This is a genomic window from Pantoea nemavictus, from assembly GCF_037479095.1.
Taxonomy (GTDB): Bacteria; Pseudomonadota; Gammaproteobacteria; order Enterobacterales; family Enterobacteriaceae; genus Pantoea; species Pantoea nemavictus.
The window spans coordinates 4,220,302-4,239,160 of the sequence record NZ_JBBGZW010000001.1; the positions used below are offsets into that span (position 1 = coordinate 4,220,302).

The window sequence follows — 18,859 nt, forward strand, 5'->3', positions numbered from 1 at the left end:
GCTGTGGATACCTTGCATTACATCATGAATAACTGGCACACCTTGATGACGCTCACCTGGCAACATACGTGGCTGGTTTTGGTGGCGGTCGGTTTCGCGATCATGGTTGGCGTGCCGCTGGGCATTTTGATTGTGCGCTTCAAATGGCTGGCGACGCCGGTATTGGGTATTGCCACCATTGTGTTAACCATTCCGACCATTGCATTGTTTGGCTTGATGATTCCGCTGTTTTCGATGATCGGCCAGGGCATCGGCGCCCTTCCCGCGATTACTGCGGTTTTCCTCTATTCGTTACTGCCGATTGTGCGCAATACCCATACCGCACTGGAGAATTTGTCGCCGGGTCTGCGTGAAGCCGGTCGCGGGATTGGCATGACCTTCTGGCAACGCCTGCGCTGGGTAGAAATTCCGATGGCGCTGCCGGTGATTTTCGGCGGTATTCGTACTGCGGTAGTGATGAACGTAGGTGTCATGGCGATTGCTGCGGTCATTGGTGCCGGCGGCCTGGGCCTGCAGCTACTCGACGGTATCAGCGGCAGCGATGTGCGCATGTTGATTGCTGGTGCTTTAATGATTTGTTTGCTCGCGATTGTGCTTGATTGGCTGCTGCACCGTTTGCAGTCGGCGTTGACTCCTAAGGGGATTCGATAATGATAAAACTGGAAAACCTGACGAAAACCTTTACGCAAAAGAACGGCACGTCATTAAATGCCGTAGATAACGTCAGCCTGGAAGTCCCTGCCGGGGAAATGTGTGTGCTGCTCGGCCCATCGGGCTGTGGCAAAACCACGACGCTGAAGATGATTAACCGTTTAATCCCGTCCTCAAGCGGCAGAATTTTAATCAACGGTGAAGACACCAGCGGACAGGATACCGTGACCCTGCGCCGTAACATTGGCTATGTCATCCAGCAGATTGGTCTGTTTCCGAACATGACTATCGAAGAGAACATCACCGTGGTGCCGCGCATGCTCGGTTGGGATAAAAAGCGCTGCCGCGAACGCGCCACGGAGCTGATGAGCATGGTGGCACTCGATCCGACCAAGTTCTTGCATCGTTACCCGCGTGAAATGTCCGGTGGGCAACAGCAGCGTATCGGCGTGATTCGCGCGCTGGCCGCTGATCCACCGGTATTGCTGATGGATGAACCTTTCGGTGCGGTCGATCCAATTAACCGTGAAGTGATTCAGAACGAATTCCTTGAGATGCAGCGTCAGCTGAAGAAGACCGTGATGCTGGTAAGCCACGATATCGATGAAGCGCTGAAACTCGGCGACCGCATTGCGGTGTTTGGTCAGGGTAAAATTGTGCAGTGCGCCAGCCCGGATGAGCTGCTGGCAAAACCCGCCAACGATTTTGTCGGCTCTTTTGTCGGTCAGGACCGTACGCTGAAACGTTTGTTGCTGGTGCAGGCGGGCGATGTTACCGATCAACTACCTACCATCACCGTGCAGCGTAATACGCCATTGCAGGATGCTTTCGCCACCATGGATGATAACGATATGCGTTCGGTGACGGTGGTGGATGAAGATGGCAAGCCACTGGGTTTTGTGAAGCGTCGCGAAGCGCGTGCCGCAACGGGCCGCTGCGAAGAGATGCTGCATACCTTTAAAGTGACGGGCAAAGCGGAAGAAAACCTGCGCGTAGTGTTATCGAAACTCTATGAGCACAACACAGTGTGGATGCCGATTGTTGATGAGGATGGGCGTTACAGCGGCGAGATATCGCAGGATTATATTGCTGATTATCTGAGCTCTGGACGCACGCGTCGTCGGTTGAATCCGTAAAATTTTGTGCAGTCGCCGAGGGGCATATGGCAGATCGTAAAGTCGCCATAAATCGTCCCTGAGGCTCAGCCCGCGCCTTCCCTGGCGCGGGATGCTTTACTCCTCTGCCATATGCCCCTCGGCTCTTTGACTCGGTGCGTTTAGTTAGGACGATTCCTCAACCGTTTTAACTGCAACCACTTCACCACGTTCAGCTGGCAGAATCACATTAAGCACAATCGCCAGCATCCCACCCGTTGTCACCGCATGACCAAACAGATTGCTTACCAATGCAGGAAACTGTTTCAGCACTTCAGGTACCGCTTCTACGCCTAAGCCGATACCGAACGAAACCGCGACAATCAACATCTCGCGACGTCCGAGCGGCGTTTGCGTCATCACGCGAATACCTGCCGCAACTACGCTACCAAACATCACAATAGTTGCTCCGCCAAGCACCGGCGGCGGAATCTGCTGCAGCAAATAACCAATGGTTGGGAACATCCCGAGCAGCAGCAACATCACACCAATCACCATGCCAACATAGCGACTGGCCACGCCGGTCATCTGGATGACGCCGTTATTTTGCGCGAAAGTGGTATTTGGAAAGGCAGAAAAAACCGCAGCGAGTAAGCAACTAATCCCATCGGCAAAAATGCCGCCCTGCATACGGCGCTCAAACTCCTCGCCCTCAATCGGCTGTTGCGACAGCATGCAGTTGGCCGTGAGATCGCCAACCGCTTCAATCACCGCAATCACAGAGACCAACGCAATGGGCACGAAGATGGTCCAGTCGAAAGCAAAACCAAAACGAAACAGTTCAGGCATCATCAGCCAGGGCGTCTCCGCCATCGGCTTCAGGCTGAGATGTCCGGTTAAGGCTGCCGCGAGACAACCCACGGCAATACCGGCAACCACCGCGACAAGGCGCGTCCAGCGATTTTGCGAACGGTTTAACACAATAATCACCAGTAGCGTCAGCGCCCCCAGCGCCAGGTTGCCGGGTGCACCGAAATTGGTGGCGTTATGTCCGCCGGCCCAATCGGTGATGCTGACCTTAATCAGGCTGATACCAATTAAGGTAATCACGGTGCCGGTCACCACCGGCGTCAGCACTTTACGCAACGGCGCAATACAGCGGCTGATCAGCATCGGAATCATGGCCGCGACCAGGTTGCAACCAAAGATCATCGCCATGATCTCTTCGGGCGATCCACCGCGTGCCTTGACCATTAACCCTCCCGATAAAATTACCCCGAGAAAGGCAAAACTGGTGCCCTGCAGGCAGATCATTCCGGCGCCAATCCCCATAAAGCGACGCGCCTGTAGAAATGTCCCCAGACCAGAAACCACCAGCGACATGCTGATCAGGTAAGGAATCCACGCCTGGAGTCCCAGTACGGAACCGATAATCAGCGGTGGCGTAATAATGCCAACGACGCTGGCCAGTACATGCTGCAGTGCGGCACAAAATGCAGGCAATGGACCGATGCGGTCATTCAGCCCATATAACAAACCTTTTTCATCTGATTGCGACATAACGCGGCTCCGGCAAGATATTCATCAGGGGAGCTGATGCATGAATCACGCCATCGCGAAAGAAACAGCGTGTTTTTTATAATAAGAAATTGAAATCATGAGGATTTAACTGAAGAGGAGGAATGGCCGAGCCATGAAACCATGGGTTCAGCCATTGATCATTTGCTGCATTTTGTTTCATCAGGCGGCGGGCTTTGCACTATCGTCGTGCGACAACACCGTATTCAGTAAAGAAATATCCAGGTAGCCGCTCAGTTCGCGCTGTTCGGCGCGTGGAAGATAAGGCAACTCGCCGAGCAGTGGCGCAGCCAATTTTTCGCGTAAAACCGCAATGATTTCAGCGTAATGCGCTAAACCGGGATTAATACGATTCGCGACCCAACCCACTAATTGCAATCCATCAAGCGCAATGGCATCGGCGGTCAGTAAAGCATGGCTGATGCAACCCTCTTTAATTCCCACCACCAGCACCACCGGCAGATGCTCTTGTTGCACCCATTGTGATAAAGGCTGCCGATTGTTCATTAAACTGCGCCAGCCGCCGGTGCCTTCCACCACCACGCGGGCTGCGCACTCCTGTAACTCCTTCAACCCCTGACTTAGCTGTGCATAATCAACGTGCTGTGACGAGCCGGTGCTAATCGCATCCTCTTCCAGAATGATAGGGTTAACGGCGTGATAAGGCAGAGTGAGACCGGAAGAGTGCTGTAGTAACACTGCATCTTTATTACGTAATCCTTCCGGCGTGAGCTGCGCGTTTCTGGCAACAGGCTTGAAACCTGCGGCGCAGACATTCGCTTGGGCAAAGCACTGCAACAACGCGCGTGAAACCACGGTTTTACCCACCGCGGTGTCGGTACCGGTGACAAAAAGCGTTTTCACCTTTCTCCTCCTTCATTAAAGCGATGTGTAACGTGCGAAGGAGGCAGTTTAAGGAAATGTTTTTGATGGCAGATTGCGTTAGCGCAAACTTAAGGCGGGCTGTCATTATCCCTGCAACAGTTTTACCAATAAATGGCCGCTATATAGCGCGTCTTTTATCAGCGCAGCGCCGCCGAAGGTGCCAGGATCGCTGAAAGCCGTTGGTGTCAGCTGGATTTCGCTACTGTAAGCCGGCAATGCCTGCTGACGAATGGTACTGCTCACCGCAGGAAACAGGACATCAGCCGCCTGATTTAGCGGCGAACCGATAAGTATTTGTTGAGGATTAAAGATGTTGACCATCATTGCCAGCATGCGGCCAACATGATGCCCGACACCGGCGATGACGTCGCGCGCCAAACGATCGCCCTGCTGCGCAGCGGCACAAAGCGTTTCAATGGTGAGTGGCGCCTGATGCAATAGGCTATCTGGCTGCGATGGCAAACGCTGCGCCGTCAGATTCAACAGACTTCCGGTGCTGGCCACGGTTTCGAGACAGCCATTATTGCCGCAATAACACTGCTGGCCATAAGGATCGATTTGCGTATGCCCGATCTCCACCAGGGTGCGGCCACTTTTATGCAGCAGCTGTCCTCCGCTAATCACACCGGCGCCAACGGTTTCATTGATTACAATCTGAATCACATTCTGTGCACCGCTTGATGCACCAAACAGCGCTTCGGCTAACGTCCAGGCAGAAATATCATGCTGCACAAAAACCGGCAAACCGGTGCGCTCTGCCAGCGTTTCGCCTAAGGGCATATCCTGCACGTCATAACCTGGCATACGATGCACCACACCGGATGCGGCGTTGATTAATCCCGGTAAGGTAATGGCGATGGCCGTTAAACGCTCCAGCTTGCTTTGGTGGCGAATAAAGAAGTCATTCACTACATCATGCAGCGTTTGCAGCAGCGGTTTTTCAGCGGTGGCGTGTAACGGCAAACGATCTTCCTGCAACGCGCGCGTGCTGAGATCGCGCAGCGTCAGCGTAATCTGTCCCGGTTGAATGCGAACGGCGAGATAGTGCCAGGCTAACGTATCGAGAATGAGACCAATCGCTGGACGACCGCGGCTGCCCGGCTCCTGAAATTCGGTTTCCTGTACCAGATGGGCATCGAGCATTTCACGCACGATTTTGGTAATACTGGCGGGTGCTAACTGGGCACGTTTAGAAAGCTCAATACGCGAAATCGGGCCGTAAAGGTCAATCAGTCGGTAAACCACACCTGCGTTGGTCTGTTTTATCTGGTCAATATGGCCAGGTTGACTGTACAGATTCACGCCCTGCTCCCATTATTTTCGCGCTTCTAAATAAACAGCAGCTATGGTGATGCAGATTGACCGGCAGCGTCAAATATTTGATTAGAAATGTGATTTATCGCACATAAAGTTTATGCCGCTGCCCGCAAGGTGGTTCAAATCTCTGCGTTTTGTAGCATCAACGACATCATATGAGTCATCTGCGCACTGGGTTCGCGCATTGCTGACCACACCAGCCAAACTTCAGAAATCGCGTCACTCTCCTGTAACGGAATCCATACCACGTCTGCCAGGCGCGCGCGCCGGAATGAAGCCGGTAAAATCGAAACGCCAAGACCGGTCGCCACCAGTCCAAGAATAGTCATCGCTTCGCCCACTTCCTGGGTAATAAAGGGTTTGATTTGATAGCGATGCAGCAGTGCCAGAATTTCACCATACAGCGCAGTTCCACCCTGCGGATCGAAAAACACAAAGGGTTCGTTGGCCAGCGCCTGAATGGAGATCGATTCAGCATCGGCCAGTGGATGCGCCCAGTGCACCACCGCGCAAAGCGGCTCACGCAGCAACACGCGATGCTGCAGATCAGCCGGTAACGGCGTATTACGCATTACCCCCAGATCCAGCCGGTTATCATGCAGAGGCGCCAGCTGCTGACGCGTATTGTTCTCCTGCATCTGAATGTGCACGTCAGGCCAGCGCTGACGAAATTGATAGAGCGCATCCGAGACTAATCCGGTAAAAGGAGCCGAAGAGGTAAAACCAATCCGCAACTCGCCCTCCTGACCACTATGTACACGCGCGGCGCGGCGAGCGGCTTGATCAACCTGCAGTAGTATCGTGCGCGCATCCTGCAAAAACAGTTCGCCGGCCGGCGTAATTTGCACGCTGCGATTGGTGCGCGTGAACAGTTGCGCACCAATCTCCTGCTCCAGCTGTTGAATCTGCTGGCTGAGCGGCGGCTGTGAAATATTCAGACGCTGCGCGGCACGGCCAAAATGCAACTCTTCCGCAACCGCGATGAAATAGCGTAAATGACGTAACTCTATATTCATATGTTAAACGTCTTATTTGAGATTATTAATATATTGTACAACCTATTCGCCCTTTCCTACAGTAACGCTATGCTTCCCAAACCGAGGATGTTCCGTGAGTCGCTCTTCCCAGGCGGTGATACTCGATGAAGACGAGATATCGGTAAAGCCTGCTTCAGCTGCAACCCCTTCAGAATGGATTGAACGCGGATCGCCGCAGTTTATGCGCGTGACGCTTGCCCTGTTCTCCGCCGGCCTTGCCACTTTCGCTCTGCTTTATTGCGTGCAGCCCATTTTGCCGGTGCTGTCACAGCAGTTTGGCGTTTCCCCGGCGCAAAGCAGCATCTCGCTCTCGCTCTCGACCGGCTTAATGGCGTTGGGATTGCTGTTTACCGGTCCATTATCTGATGCGATTGGCCGTAAATCGGTAATGGTCACCGCTTTGTTACTGGCCGCCATTTGTACCCTAATCTCGGCGACCATGAGCAGTTGGCAAGGCATTTTGCTGATGCGCGCATTGATCGGTTTATCGCTGAGTGGCGTCGCGGCAGTTGGCATGACCTATTTGAGTGAAGAGATTCATCCGCGGGTTATCGCCTTTTCAATGGGGCTGTATATCAGCGGTAACTCGATTGGCGGCATGAGTGGACGTCTGCTCACCGGCGTACTCACTGACTTCTTCTCCTGGCGTGTCGCGGTTGGGGTGATTGGCTGCTTCGCGCTGGCGGGTGCGCTGATGTTCTGGAAAATTCTGCCGGCATCACGCCACTTTAGGCCCGCCTCGCTTCGTCCGCGCAGTTTATTGATCAATTTCCGCCTGCACTGGCGTGATAAAGGTCTGCCGCTGCTGTTTGCCGAAGGCTTCCTGTTAATGGGCGCGTTCGTCACGCTATTCAACTACATCGGATATCGTCTGCTCAGCGCGCCGTGGTCTTTGAGCCAGGCGGTGGTGGGTTTACTCTCGGTAGTGTATTTGACGGGGTCATGGAGTTCGCCGAAGGCCGGTGCCATGACCAGCCGCTTCGGGCGCGGCCCGGTCATGATTGCTGCCACCGCGATCATGCTGGTTGGTCTGCTGCTCACGGCGTTCAACTCGCTGTGGCTAATCTTACCTGGCATGATGCTGTTCACCGCCGGCTTCTTTGCGGCACACTCGGTGGCCAGCGGCTGGATTGGCCCGCGCGCGCGCCGCGCTAAAGGCCAGGCATCGTCACTCTATCTGTTCAGTTATTATGTTGGCTCTAGCGTGGCGGGTACGCTGGGCGGGGTTTTCTGGCACAGCTATGGTTGGAACGGCGTCACCGCGTTCATTAGCCTGCTATTGTTAATGGCTTTGCTGGTTGGCTGGCGTTTGCAGTGCCGAAAACTGTAATACCTTTCATCTTTTAAGCGGGGCGTTAGCGCCCCGTTCTCTTCTGCGGTCCACGTCATCCGGCATTCTGCCAGTCCCAGATAAAACAAAACGGCCATTCATCGCTATAATTCATTCCATTCCAACAATAGTTAGACTTTTTATTATTTCACAGCAATGAGGCCGTAAGATGGAACTCTATTATTACGTCGATAAGCATGCCGGCTATAACGACAACCATGTAGTACATGCAACGGGATGCCCGTTCTTACCTTCCGATAATGCACGGCGTTTTCTGGGTACCTTCTACACGCCCAACGCGGCTATTCAGCAGGCGCGTAAATTTTATGCCAGCGCGTTAGGATGTGAGCACTGCTGCCCGATTGGGCTAAAAAAAAACATGACAACCCAGAATAGCGTGGCACTAAAACATATGGTGAGACTCTGATAATAGTGGTCTGAGAATGGCCGGGCAGCGAAGTCATTTTGTTAAGCGGTACTGAGGCGTTTCATAATAACGATAAAATTCAGCTTAATATTCACTGGATCTTCCTGCAGCTTTTCAGCGGTAAGATCCAGCCGTCCATTCTCAGCGCTAAGGTCGATACGTCGCAGCAAGAAACATTAATAACCTCAGGCTATTAACCACGCTTTCGGCGATAAAAAATATTCAGTAATAAAAGCCCGACAAAAGGTTTCCCTCAGCTCATTAATGCTCCACAATAGCGGCAATTTGTGACACCGGTCACTTAAATTGGGTGCCACGCCGGCCCTTTCACTCGCTGTCTGACAGATTTGAACTCCATGCAATCTACTACCGTCTCCCGTAAAACAGCCTGGCTGCGCGTCGTGCTGCTGGCTATTGCCGCTTTTGTTTTTAATACCACCGAATTTGTTCCGGTCGGTTTGCTGTCGGATATTGCCGCCAGTTATGCCATGAAGACTGCCGATGTCGGCATCATGCTGACTATCTATGCGTGGGTCGTGGCACTCTTATCGCTACCGTTAATGTTGCTGACCCGCAACATTGAGCGGCGTTTGCTGCTGTCAATCCTGTTTATCGTCTTCGTCGCCAGCCATGTGCTCTCCTCCGTGGCGTGGGATTTCACCTCGCTGGTAATCTCGCGCATTGGTATTGCCTTAGCACATGCGGTCTTTTGGTCGATTACCGCTTCGCTGGCTATTCGCGTAGCGCCTGCCGGTAAGAAAACCCAGGCATTAAGTATGCTGGCAACCGGTACGGCGCTGGCGATGGTGCTGGGCGTACCGATTGGTCGTATCGTTGGTCAGTATCTTGGCTGGCGCACGACTTTTGGCATGATTGGTCTTTCGGCATTAGTCCTGATGATTTTGCTGATGCGCGTCTTGCCACGTCTGCCAAGCGAACATACCGGTTCGCTGAGCAGCGTGCCGATGCTGTTCCGCAGACCCGCGCTGGTGGCCATGTACATCCTGGTCACAGTCGTGGTAACCGCGCATTATACCGCTTACAGCTACATCGAACCTTTTATGCAAGTGGTCGCGAATGCTGATGCTAATTTTACCACCCTACTTCTGCTGCTGTTTGGATCGGCTGGGATTATCGGCAGCATATTGTTCAGTACCCTGGGCAACAAATTCCCTTCGGCAATGCTGATCGCCGCAATTGCGATGATCACACTCAGCATGGGGCTGCTGGTGTTTGCTGCGGTGCGTCCGGCAGCTATCACCGTGTTGTGCATCATCTGGGGCATGGCGATGATGATGATTGGCCTGGCAATGCAGGTGCGCGTACTGGCGCTGGCGCCAGACGCTACCGACGTCGCCATGTCGCTATTCTCGGGTATTTACAACATCGGAATTGGCGCCGGTGCCTTGCTGGGCAACCAGGTTAGCCTGCATATGAATATGTCAGATGTTGGTAACGTGGGTGGCATTATTGGTCTTGCCGCGTTGTTCTGGTGCATTGCTATCTTCCGCCGCTATCCGCAGTTACGTTCTAACGGATAATAAAAAAGGCTTCAGAAGGATAATCTTCTGAAGCCTTTTACTTGTCTCGCCCGCCGCGCGTTTCCGCGCTTCGCACAATAATCAATTAGTTATAAATTACCGCTGTGCCATTTAACTTGTTGTTGCCAGAGGTCGAAGTGATGCGGAAAGACTTTGCTCCGGCAGCATTGGCCTTTTCCGCTAGCTGATTCTCCAGCGATGTCAGGTTAGTACTGCCTGATGCGCTAATCACGCCAACTTGTTGTTGATTCAGTGGAGCCTCGTTCACCAGATCGGCAGCCATGCTACCAAATGCGATTGAAGACAGGGCTACAGCGGCCAGGGTCAGTTTAATGCTTTTCATAATTTTCTCTCTTTCACAGATGAATTGGGGTCGGTCGCGATTTAGTTAACAACCGTTAATTAAATGCTACTGCCGAAAGGGTGGCCGCGTCAATCATTTTATTAACGGTCATTATTTTAATGGGAAGTGGCGTGATTATGGGCTTCCGCGCCCTTTTTGACTTATCCATTCGGGTGCTTTGCCCAGTTAAAAGCACAAACGGGCAAAGAGGTCCCCGCGCATTTTCGGCTGCGCTTGCATATTTAGTTAGTGATCGGTAATTTAATTGAGTGTTTTTAAAGTTTGAGGTGCCCAATGACAGAAATTATCGATGCGGTGAACCGTAAAACGCGTGGCCGCCCGAAAGTGTTTGATCGCAACGATGCTCTTGATAAGGCATTGATGCTGTTCTGGGCGCATGGTTACGAAGGCACGTCGCTGTCCGATTTGGTCAATGCAACCGGCGCGAAAGCCCCTACGCTTTACGCAGAGTTTGAAAATAAAGAAGGTTTATTCCGCGCGGCGATGCAGCGTTACATCGAGACATTTAGCGCGCAGCGCAATGCCGTGCTGAATGATGATGCTCTGGATGTGAAAACGGCGATTGAAGCCTATTTCCGCGCGACTGCCGCTTGCTTCACTGAATGTGACAAACCCGCTGGCTGCTTCTTTATTTGTACTTCCAGCGCGTTATCTTCAGGCTCAGAAGAAGTGGCGCAAATGCTTGCTCAACAGCACCATGCGCAGGAATCAGCCTTGAAGGCTTTTCTTGATACAAGGCAGCAACGCGGCGAGTTGCCGCAATGTGCCAACAGCACCACGTTAGCCCGCTATCTGGCCTGCTTATTACAAGGAATGTCGGTTCGCGCTCGGGAAGGCGCCGATCGTGCAGATCTTGATCAGATTGTCGATACGCAGATGGCCATATGGCCCGCTCTGGCAGGATATTGTGAATTAAGTGCTTAATATTATTCAGGCCGACGTCATTGCCGGCCTGAATATTGCCTCTGCTCGCTTACTGCATGCAGAGGCAAATCAGAGTTACGGCAGGAAAAACATCGGTTTCAATGCCGCACTCAGCGGACTGTTATCCGCATTCGAAGGCATCAAATCTTTCATCAATGCCCACCAGCGCTGGCACACTTCCGTTTTCGCCACCGCATCCCAGCGCGCTTCAGATTCAATTTCCACGCTAGCGAACAGCAGATTACGCTCCTCATCCAGCCAGATGGCGTAGTTTTGCGCGCCATGTGCTTTCAGCGTTTCTGCCAGCTCCGGCCAAATCGGTGAGTGACGACGCAGATACTCATCATGGCAGTGAGCATGTACCTGCATCACAAAGGCTTTACGCAACATCGCTGCGCTCCGCCTGCAGCGCAGCCTGCCACGGTTTAACGTTGAAACGCTCGCCCAACGCAATCAACTGTTCAGTCGTGATGCTTTGACGAATGCCGCCCATCGAAAGCGCTTTAACCACCACTTCGGATGACTTCTCAGCGGTATCGATCAGTCCAAAGGTCTCATCAAGATTTGGACCTGCACCAAATATGCCGTGGAACGGCCACATCACAATACTGTGATTTGCCATGGCATCGGCGGTAGCCTGACCAATACCATCGGTACCCGGCACCATCCACGGCAGGATCCCTACCCCATCCGGGAACACCACCAGGCATTCGGTGCTGCCTTCCCAAAGCAAACGCGTGAAACGCGCGGAATCCAGATCCACCACATAGCTCAGCGCCATAAAGTTGGTGGCATGGCAGTGCATAATGACGCGATCAACGCCGTTTGAGATCTGCTTACGCACGCTATGTGACTGGAAGTGCGCCGCCAACTCGGAAGTGGGCAAGCCGCCATTACTTAATCCCCAATGGATTTTGTACGACAACCCTTTGTCATCCACCTGCAGCAGCGCGAGGCAATCAGCGGGATCGATCTGCACGTTGCGGAAAAATTTGCCCGAACCGGTTACCAGGAACCAATCATTGGCCAGCGCCGGTGCAGGTTTGGTCAATTCGATACAACGCGGTTCTGCGTAGAAATCAGTGGTGAAATCCTGAACTTCTTCCGGTAATAAACGCAGGCTGACGTTACCGCCGTTACGCTCATCCCAGCCCTTTAACCACATGTCGCTAGTCGCTTTAACCATTTCCTGAACAAAAGCGGAAGAGAGAATTTTTTGCATAGTTTGTCCCTTAACGTTGACGCAGTGTTTGTTGTTCGTAATGACGGACTTCGCTCAGCCAGCTGGCATCAGCCGGGACATCGTGGCGCAGGCACCAGGCTTCCCAAACGGCTTGCCACGGCAAAGATTTTTGCTCTTCCAGCATCGCCAGACGCCCGGTGTAATCCCCTTCGCTCTCGAGCTTGCGTAACTGATCGGTGGGCTCCAGCAGTGCGCGTAGCAGCGCTTTTTTGGCATTGCGCGTGCCGATAACCCAGGCCGCGATGCGATTAATCGAGGCGTCAAAAAAGTCGAGGCCGATATGCACTTTGTCAAACAGCTTGTGGCGGGCAATCTCGGTGGCAATGGCTTGTGTTTCATCGTCGAGAATCACCACGTGATCGCTATCCCAGCGCACCGGACGGCTCACGTGCAGCAGCAGGCGTGGCACATACAGCATTGCCGTAGAGATCTTGTCGGAAATGACTTCAGTTGGATGGAAGTGACCCGCATCAAGCGTTAATGCAGTTTGGCGGCTGCTGGCGTAACCGAGGCAGAATTCATTGGATCCCACGGTGTAACTTTCGGCACCGATACCAAACAGCTTGCTCTCTACCGCATCAATATGATGCGCGGGATTGAGTTTTTCACTGATCACGTCATCCAGTGCGCTGGCCAGACGTTGACGGGGAGCCAGGCGATCAACCGTAAGATCCTTCATGCCATCCGGTACCCAGATATTCATCACGGAAGGGCTACCAAGCTGCTCACCAAAGTGGGCGGAGATGCGGCGGCTGGCTTTACAGTGGTCGATCCAGAACTGCCGAATACCTTTATCCGCGTGCGATAACGTAAAGCCATCCGCACTCAACGGGTGGGAGAAGCAGCTTGGATTAAAATCGAGACCCAATTTATGCGTTTTGGCCCACTCAACCCAGTTGCTGAAATGCTTAGGTTCGATCGCATCACGTTCAACGGGTGTATCGCTCTCCAGATAAATTGCGTGCAGGTTGAGGCGTTTGGCGCCCGGAATTAATGACATCGCTTTTTCAACGTCAGCACGCAGCTCATCCGCATTGCGGGCACGGCCCGGATAGTTGCCGGTGGCCTGAATACCGCCGGTCAACTCACCGTTGGGATTTTCGAAACCGCGTACGTCATCACCCTGCCAGCAGTGCATCGAGACAGGAATGCCGTCCAGTTGTGCCATTACCTGTTCCACATCTACGCCAATTGCTGCGTAGCGTTGTTTGGCCAGTTCGAAGGCCTGTTCAATCAGCTTAGTCATATGCAAGTTCCTTAGCAGGTTGGCTCAGCGCCGCGAAGCGTGCCTGATGGGCAGCGAAGGCGCCGTTGTTCAGCGGTTCAAATTTTTCTAACGGGAAGTTTTGGCTAATGCAGCAGCGCAGATCGCTAACGTCACGCAATTCGCCTAAGGCAATCAGCTGGCAACCGATGTTACCGAGCGTTGAAGCCTCGATGGGGCCGGCCAACACGGGCAGCTGGCAGGCATCGGCACAGAGTTGATTTAGCAATGGATTTTGACTACCTCCGCCCACCACATGCAGCTGACGCAGCGGCGCACCACGCAGTTGGCTGAGTTCGCCAATCACCTGGCGATACAGCAATGCCAGGCTATCGAAAATGGTACGGGCTAGGGCGGCTGGGGTTTGCGGAACCGGCATGTGCTGCTCGGCACAGGCGTTTTGAATCTCCTGCACCATGCTGTCTGGGTTGATAAAACGACTGTGATTGGGATTAACCAGTGCGCGGCAGAGAGGCTCTTTCTCGGCCTGGGCGATGAGCGTGCAGAGATCGGTTATTTGCAGTTCGCTGCAGACACGTTGTAATAACCATAAACCCATGATGTTTTTCAGGACGCGGTAACCCTCTGCGCCACCTTCATTGGTAATGTTGGCGTCAAGCGCGGCAGCGCTGACACAAGGCTGCAAACTCTCAATACCCATCAGCGACCAGGTGCCTGAACTCAGATAGGCGGCATCATCCTGCATTAACGGCGTAGCCAACACGGCACTGGCCGTGTCATGTGTAGCGACGGCCACCACCGGAATCTGATTGCCACTGGCGCTGGTCCAGTAACCCACGGTATTGCCCGGCGCCGTCGGTTTACCCAACCACGTTGCAGGGACGCCAGCCCAGGCGAGCAAATCGCTATCCCATTCGCCGCTGTGAATGTTGAGCAACTGGGTAGTGGTGGCATTGGTATATTCCCAATTCATCTGGCCAGTAAGGCGATAATGCAGATAATCGGGAATCATCAATGCATGCTTAACCTGCGCCTGCCAATCCGGCTGCTGCAAATGCAGCGCACGCAGTTGATAAAGGGTGTTGAAGGGCAAATACTGAATACCGGTACGCTGATAGATTGCGCCTTTACCCAAGTCCTTGATGGCCTGAGCCATATGACCTTCCGTCCGCTTGTCGCGATAGCTCACCGCTTCACCGACACGCTCCCCGTTGGCATCCAGCAGCACCAGATCCACACCCCAGGTGTCGATCCCAATGCTGTCCGGCACAATACCGTCCTCATCTAACTGAGCCAGCCCGAGACGAATTTCCTGCTCAAGACGGTCCAAATCCCAACAATCATAGTCGGCACGGCGCACCCGCTGATTCGCAAAGCGGCGGACTTCACGCAGGCTGATGTGCTGATTCGCTGAATTCCATTGTGCGAGCATCACGCGCCCGCTGGATGCGCCTAAATCAATGGCAACAATGTTACGCATACTCATGGCGTGCTCTTCCTGTAATGAGATGGCTACAGCTTAGAAATCTCTGCTTTTTGCCACCTTCCCCTTACTGCCAGTGCGTAATAGTCGCTGGCAGACTGACAAAGAAGTTCGTGAGAAAGCTCACAGAACCACATAAGGAGAGAGTTGTGAGCCTTGCCGCATTTCCGTCAATCCGGGCTGAGATCTTGAAAAATTAGCCATTTTCCTGCGTCACTCAGATCAAAATTCAAGGTAAGGTGCTGAACGCCTGCGTAGACTCGGCTGCAGTTAAGTGAGTTGAGAGGCAAAACATGACCGTTTTACATAGCGCAGATTTCTTCCCTGAAGGGAATTACGCCATCGCCATTGAGCCGCGCGTGCCGCAGCAGGCATTTCCCGAGCATCATCATGATTTCCATGAAATTGTGTTGGTTGAGCACGGTTCAGGCATCCATGTGTTTAACGGTCAGCCGCAGGCGTTATCTGCTGGCTGCGTTTGCTTTGTGCGCGATCACGATCGCCATCTCTATGAGCAGACGGAGAATTTGTGTCTGACCAATGTGCTCTACCGCAGCCCGGCAGCGTTTCGTTTTCTCTCGGGTTTGCAGGATCTGCTGCCACGCGAAGAAGAGGACAAATATGCTTCGCACTGGCGCATTAATCACAAAGTCATGGCGCAGGCATTGCAGATAGTGACGCAGATGAAGCAGCAGGATGGCTGGTCACTGGAGCGGCACGCGCATCAGGAGCAGCTGTTTCTACAGCTGCTGATCGTGTTGCGCGAAGCGGCTCATAACGATCAATTGCAGGATCAGGAAGCGCGGCTGCATCGGTTACTCGACTGGCTCAATGAGCACTACAGTGAAGATATTGTGTGGGATGCGCTGGCCGACCGCTTTTCGCTGTCACTGCGTACCCTGCACCGCCAGATGAAGCAGCAAACCGGCAATACGCCGCAGCGTTACCTCAATCGGCTTCGCCTGCTACAGGCGCGGCATTTACTGCGGCATAGTGATATGCGCATTACAGACATCGCCTATCAGTGTGGATTTGGTGACAGCAACCACTTCTCCACGCTGTTCAGGCGGGAATTTGGCTGTGCGCCCAGAGCGGAGCGCCAGCAGATGCTATAACGGGAGCGTTTCCTCATGTCGCTGATCCTTACGCGCGAAGACTATTTTCCGGCCACCAATCTGCCGATTGCGGTGGCCGAGCGCATGCCGCAGCCCTCCTTCCCTCCGCATCGCCATGAGTTCAGTGAAATTGTGATTGTCTGGCGTGGCAACGGCCTGCACGTGTTAAACGATCGCCCATGGTTGATCACCTGCGGCGACGTGTTTTACATCCGTGATAATGATTGCCACAGCTATGACAGCGTCAACGATTTGGCGCTGGATAACATTCTTTACTGCCGAGATCGTTTTCGTCTTGAGCTCGACTGGAGCCAGTTGTTGCCACCGCAGGAGGAGAACTCGCCGGCATGTTGGCGTTTAACCACCCGCGGTATGGCATTGGCTCGCGGTGTTATTAGCCAACTGGAGCGAGAAAGCCGTAAAAGCGATTCGCTATCCGTTCAACTCTCTGAAGCGCTATTTTTACAGCTTGCGCTGATTTTGCGTCGTCATGGTTATGCCGCTGACCGCCCATGGGCACTGCCGGAGGGCGAGCAGCTGGATCTGCTGATGTCAGCATTGCAGGGTGCAATCAGCCGTCCATTCGATTTGGCGGTGTTTTGCCAGCAGAATCAGTTGAGCGAGCGGGCGTTAAAACAGCTTTTTCGTCAGCAAACCGGTATGACCGTAGGGCACTATTTGCGACAACTGCAGCTCTGCCAGGCAAAGTATCTGTTGAGAACCCAGGATGGCTTAATCAGTGAAGTGGCCGCGCGCTGCGGCTTTGATGACAGTAACTACTTTTCCGTGGTGTTTACGCGAGAAACAGGTTTAACGCCAAGTGCGTGGCGACAGCGTTTTCTGCCGCAGCGCGAACCTTCATCGGAGAAGGCCAAAGCCTGACGCATCATCTATGCGTCAGGCTTTTCATCAGGCCGCCATTCCCAGGCCAACAATGTTGGCGGCAATAATAATCACCACGCAACCCAGTGACAGCACGCGTACCGGACGTTGCCCCACCGACTTCCACTCTTTCAGCACCAGTCCCACTAACCCACCGCACAGTACATAAAGACTCATATGCAGCATCCAGCTGACAAAGTCATATTGTGCTGGGATTTTGGCGTGGCCCCAGGCATAAAAGAAAAATTGCAGATACCACATGGTGCCGCCTAATACCGCAAAGGCGATATTGGCAAGCAGCATCGGCTTGGCCACGGAGAAATCACGACGCACCGAAAGATCGCTTTTCACCGCCAGCCGAATAAAGCAGTAAGCCAGATTCACCAGCGCACCACCGCCCATGATCACGACATAGCTCGGCAGCGCCACGTAAAGTGGATTGATACCCAGATTCGCGGCGGCTGCATGCATCGGCTTCGCGGCATCCATGGCGAACGACATGCCGGCGGAGAAGATGCCGCATAAGATCGCCAGCACCAGTCCCTTCTTCAGATTGAACTCTTCCGCATTGATGCCCAGCGCGCGCTCTTTTAGCAGACCAGCACGTGAAACAATCGCTACGCCGATTAACGCCACGAACACGCCGAGCAGCGTCATGCGTCCACCTGCCGAGCTGAACAGCTCGACAAAGCGGCCTTGCAACAGCGGCGTCATCAAGGTTCCCACCACCAGGGTGATGCCGATGGCAATCCCAATCCCCATCGACATGCCGAGGTAGCGCATGGTCAGTCCATAGTTGATGTTGCCGATGCCCCACATGGCACCAAACAGAAATACGGGCAGCAGTTGGGAGAAGCTAAAACTGCTGTAATAGGCCCAGAAATTTGGCAGCAACACCGCGCTGACTGCCCACGGCAGGATCAGCCACGACATGATGCCGCCCACCGACCACATTGTTTCCCAAGACCACTTTTTCACCTGCTTAAATGGAGCATAAAAACAGGCGGCACTGGCGGCACCCACCAGATGCCAGAAAATACCTGCAATGATGGCACTGTTCATTGTTATTCCTTCGTAAGGTTGAGGCCAACAGGAAACCGGCGGTTTCCCGATTACCGGCAGTCTACGGTGGGCAGCTTTTCTTCAGCCTTTGGATGGCTGCCGGAAAGCGCAGGTAGCTGGCAAAATTCGGGGGGTCGTCAACATAAGGATCACAAAATCGCATTTGCAGGCAGGTCACGTTCAGATTTTCATAAGTTGCTTATTATTCGAAATTTTTTCTCAATGTGTTGTGTTGATCAGCACAGTTTTTGGTTTACTGCCACCGTGTCTATTAACATGGCAGTCACACAAAGCCGCCAGCCAGACTTTCCCCTATGGCAAATAATCCGTATAACGTTGGGAAAATCATCAAGACGAAGGATTGAGATGAATACCAAAAGATTGAGACTGCTGCTGTCGCAATCAGTGAGTCGCGTGATGCTGGATGACATCCGCGCTATCGTGCCGGCGCAGGCGCTAAACGTCTTTATTAATGGATTGGATGAGGCACACTATGCCACGCTGGATTGCGTGCAGAGCGAAGAGAATTGCGCTTTGCTGGCCTCGGTGATTGTCGTCTGGCGGCAGTTGGGGCAGGTTCACCATATTCATTATCAGAAAGGTGAACATCTGCGTCAGGTGGACGACGCGACGCAATTCCAACTGTTTAGTATGATGAAAACCCATCGCACTATTGTTCAGCTCGCCTAACTCTCGGGATT

At 53.3% G+C, this 18,859-nt stretch carries 19 protein-coding genes; 9 read left to right on the forward strand and 10 right to left on the reverse strand.

Features of this window, described 5'->3' with window-relative positions; genetic code table 11:
• Positions 1–3 precede the first annotated feature (3 nt).
• Both osmW and osmV read left to right on the forward strand, forming a co-directional pair.
• A complete protein-coding gene (gene osmW / locus WH298_RS19480) occupies positions 4–651 on the forward strand; it encodes an osmoprotectant ABC transporter permease OsmW (protein ID WP_007887885.1) in 648 nt (215 codons plus the stop codon).
• Positions 651–1,787, forward strand: a complete 1,137-nt coding sequence (osmV, locus tag WH298_RS19485; RefSeq protein ID WP_180823637.1) for an osmoprotectant ABC transporter ATP-binding protein OsmV — start codon at positions 651–653, stop codon at positions 1,785–1,787. Before osmW ends, osmV begins: the two co-directional genes overlap by 1 nt.
• 144 nt (positions 1,788–1,931) lie before the next feature.
• Here osmV and WH298_RS19490 read toward each other — a convergent pair whose 3' ends face one another.
• The 4 genes from WH298_RS19490 to WH298_RS19505 all read right to left on the reverse strand — a co-directional run bounded on the left by WH298_RS19490 (position 1,932) and on the right by WH298_RS19505 (position 6,541).
• Positions 1,932–3,305 carry a nucleobase:cation symporter-2 family protein gene (locus tag WH298_RS19490; RefSeq protein WP_180823638.1) on the reverse strand — a complete coding sequence of 458 codons (1,374 nt, stop codon included), beginning with the start codon at positions 3,303–3,305 and terminating at the stop codon, positions 1,932–1,934.
• A gap of 180 nt (positions 3,306–3,485) precedes the next feature.
• Entirely contained in the window at positions 3,486–4,187 is a 702-nt protein-coding gene (bioD, locus tag WH298_RS19495) for a dethiobiotin synthase (protein WP_180823639.1), read from the reverse strand.
• 105 nt (positions 4,188–4,292) lie between these two features.
• Positions 4,293–5,510 carry a sugar metabolism global transcriptional regulator Mlc gene (mlc, locus tag WH298_RS19500; RefSeq protein WP_180823640.1) on the reverse strand — a complete coding sequence of 406 codons (1,218 nt, stop codon included), beginning with the start codon at positions 5,508–5,510 and terminating at the stop codon, positions 4,293–4,295.
• Positions 5,511–5,644: 134 nt separating this feature from the next.
• Positions 5,645–6,541 (reverse strand): LysR family transcriptional regulator, encoded by an 897-nt coding sequence (locus tag WH298_RS19505; protein WP_007887896.1) that lies wholly within the window; start codon positions 6,539–6,541, stop codon positions 5,645–5,647.
• Between the two features lie 94 nt (positions 6,542–6,635).
• Here WH298_RS19505 and WH298_RS19510 point away from each other — a divergent pair, with 94 nt between their 5' ends.
• From WH298_RS19510 to WH298_RS19520, 3 genes are all read left to right on the forward strand, one after another.
• Positions 6,636–7,892, forward strand: coding sequence for an MFS transporter (locus WH298_RS19510; protein WP_180823641.1), 1,257 nt, complete (start codon positions 6,636–6,638; stop codon positions 7,890–7,892).
• 169 nt (positions 7,893–8,061) lie between these two features.
• Positions 8,062–8,319, forward strand: coding sequence for a hypothetical protein (locus tag WH298_RS19515; RefSeq protein WP_007887902.1), 258 nt, complete (start codon positions 8,062–8,064; stop codon positions 8,317–8,319).
• 356 nt (positions 8,320–8,675) lie between these two features.
• Positions 8,676–9,860, forward strand: a complete 1,185-nt coding sequence (locus tag WH298_RS19520; protein ID WP_049852243.1) for a sugar transporter — start codon at positions 8,676–8,678, stop codon at positions 9,858–9,860.
• A gap of 85 nt (positions 9,861–9,945) precedes the next feature.
• On the opposite strand, the gene bhsA is transcribed toward WH298_RS19520, so the two are convergent.
• The gene (gene bhsA / locus WH298_RS19525; RefSeq protein ID WP_007887905.1) at positions 9,946–10,203 is read right to left on the reverse strand and encodes a multiple stress resistance protein BhsA; all 258 of its coding nucleotides are present in this window, start codon (positions 10,201–10,203) and stop codon (positions 9,946–9,948) included.
• Positions 10,204–10,497: 294 nt separating this feature from the next.
• On the opposite strand from bhsA, the gene WH298_RS19530 reads away from it, so the two are divergent.
• On the forward strand, positions 10,498–11,148 hold the full coding sequence (locus WH298_RS19530) for a TetR/AcrR family transcriptional regulator (RefSeq protein ID WP_007887906.1): 651 nt from the start codon (positions 10,498–10,500) through the stop codon (positions 11,146–11,148).
• Positions 11,149–11,223: 75 nt separating this feature from the next.
• On the opposite strand, the gene rhaM is transcribed toward WH298_RS19530, so the two are convergent.
• Genes rhaM through rhaB form a run of 4 tightly spaced genes read right to left on the reverse strand, consistent with a single transcriptional unit; the run spans position 11,224 to position 15,102 of the window.
• Entirely contained in the window at positions 11,224–11,538 is a 315-nt protein-coding gene (rhaM, locus tag WH298_RS19535; protein WP_180823642.1) for an L-rhamnose mutarotase, read from the reverse strand.
• Entirely contained in the window at positions 11,528–12,370 is an 843-nt protein-coding gene (rhaD, locus tag WH298_RS19540; protein WP_180823643.1) for a rhamnulose-1-phosphate aldolase, read from the reverse strand. Before rhaD ends, rhaM begins: the two co-directional genes overlap by 11 nt.
• 10 nt (positions 12,371–12,380) lie before the next feature.
• The gene (locus WH298_RS19545) at positions 12,381–13,637 is read right to left on the reverse strand and encodes an L-rhamnose isomerase (protein ID WP_007887917.1); all 1,257 of its coding nucleotides are present in this window, start codon (positions 13,635–13,637) and stop codon (positions 12,381–12,383) included.
• Entirely contained in the window at positions 13,630–15,102 is a 1,473-nt protein-coding gene (gene rhaB, locus WH298_RS19550; protein WP_180823644.1) for a rhamnulokinase, read from the reverse strand. The genes WH298_RS19545 and rhaB overlap by 8 nt, the downstream gene beginning before the upstream one ends.
• Before the next feature lie 290 nt (positions 15,103–15,392).
• Between rhaB and rhaS the strand changes: the two genes are divergently transcribed.
• Together rhaS and rhaR are read left to right on the forward strand one after the other, a co-directional pair.
• Positions 15,393–16,214, forward strand: coding sequence for an HTH-type transcriptional activator RhaS (gene rhaS, locus WH298_RS19555; protein ID WP_007887937.1), 822 nt, complete (start codon positions 15,393–15,395; stop codon positions 16,212–16,214).
• A 15-nt stretch (positions 16,215–16,229) separates the two neighbouring features.
• Positions 16,230–17,096, forward strand: a complete 867-nt coding sequence (rhaR, locus tag WH298_RS19560) for an HTH-type transcriptional activator RhaR (RefSeq protein ID WP_180823645.1) — start codon at positions 16,230–16,232, stop codon at positions 17,094–17,096.
• Positions 17,097–17,123: 27 nt separating this feature from the next.
• Here the strand turns inward: rhaR and rhaT are convergent, their stop codons facing one another.
• On the reverse strand, positions 17,124–18,158 hold the full coding sequence (gene rhaT / locus WH298_RS19565) for an L-rhamnose/proton symporter RhaT (RefSeq protein WP_049852239.1): 1,035 nt from the start codon (positions 18,156–18,158) through the stop codon (positions 17,124–17,126).
• A gap of 366 nt (positions 18,159–18,524) precedes the next feature.
• On the opposite strand from rhaT, the gene WH298_RS19570 reads away from it, so the two are divergent.
• Positions 18,525–18,848 (forward strand): hypothetical protein, encoded by a 324-nt coding sequence (locus tag WH298_RS19570; protein ID WP_180823646.1) that lies wholly within the window; start codon positions 18,525–18,527, stop codon positions 18,846–18,848.
• The last annotated feature ends 11 nt before the right edge of the window (positions 18,849–18,859 follow it).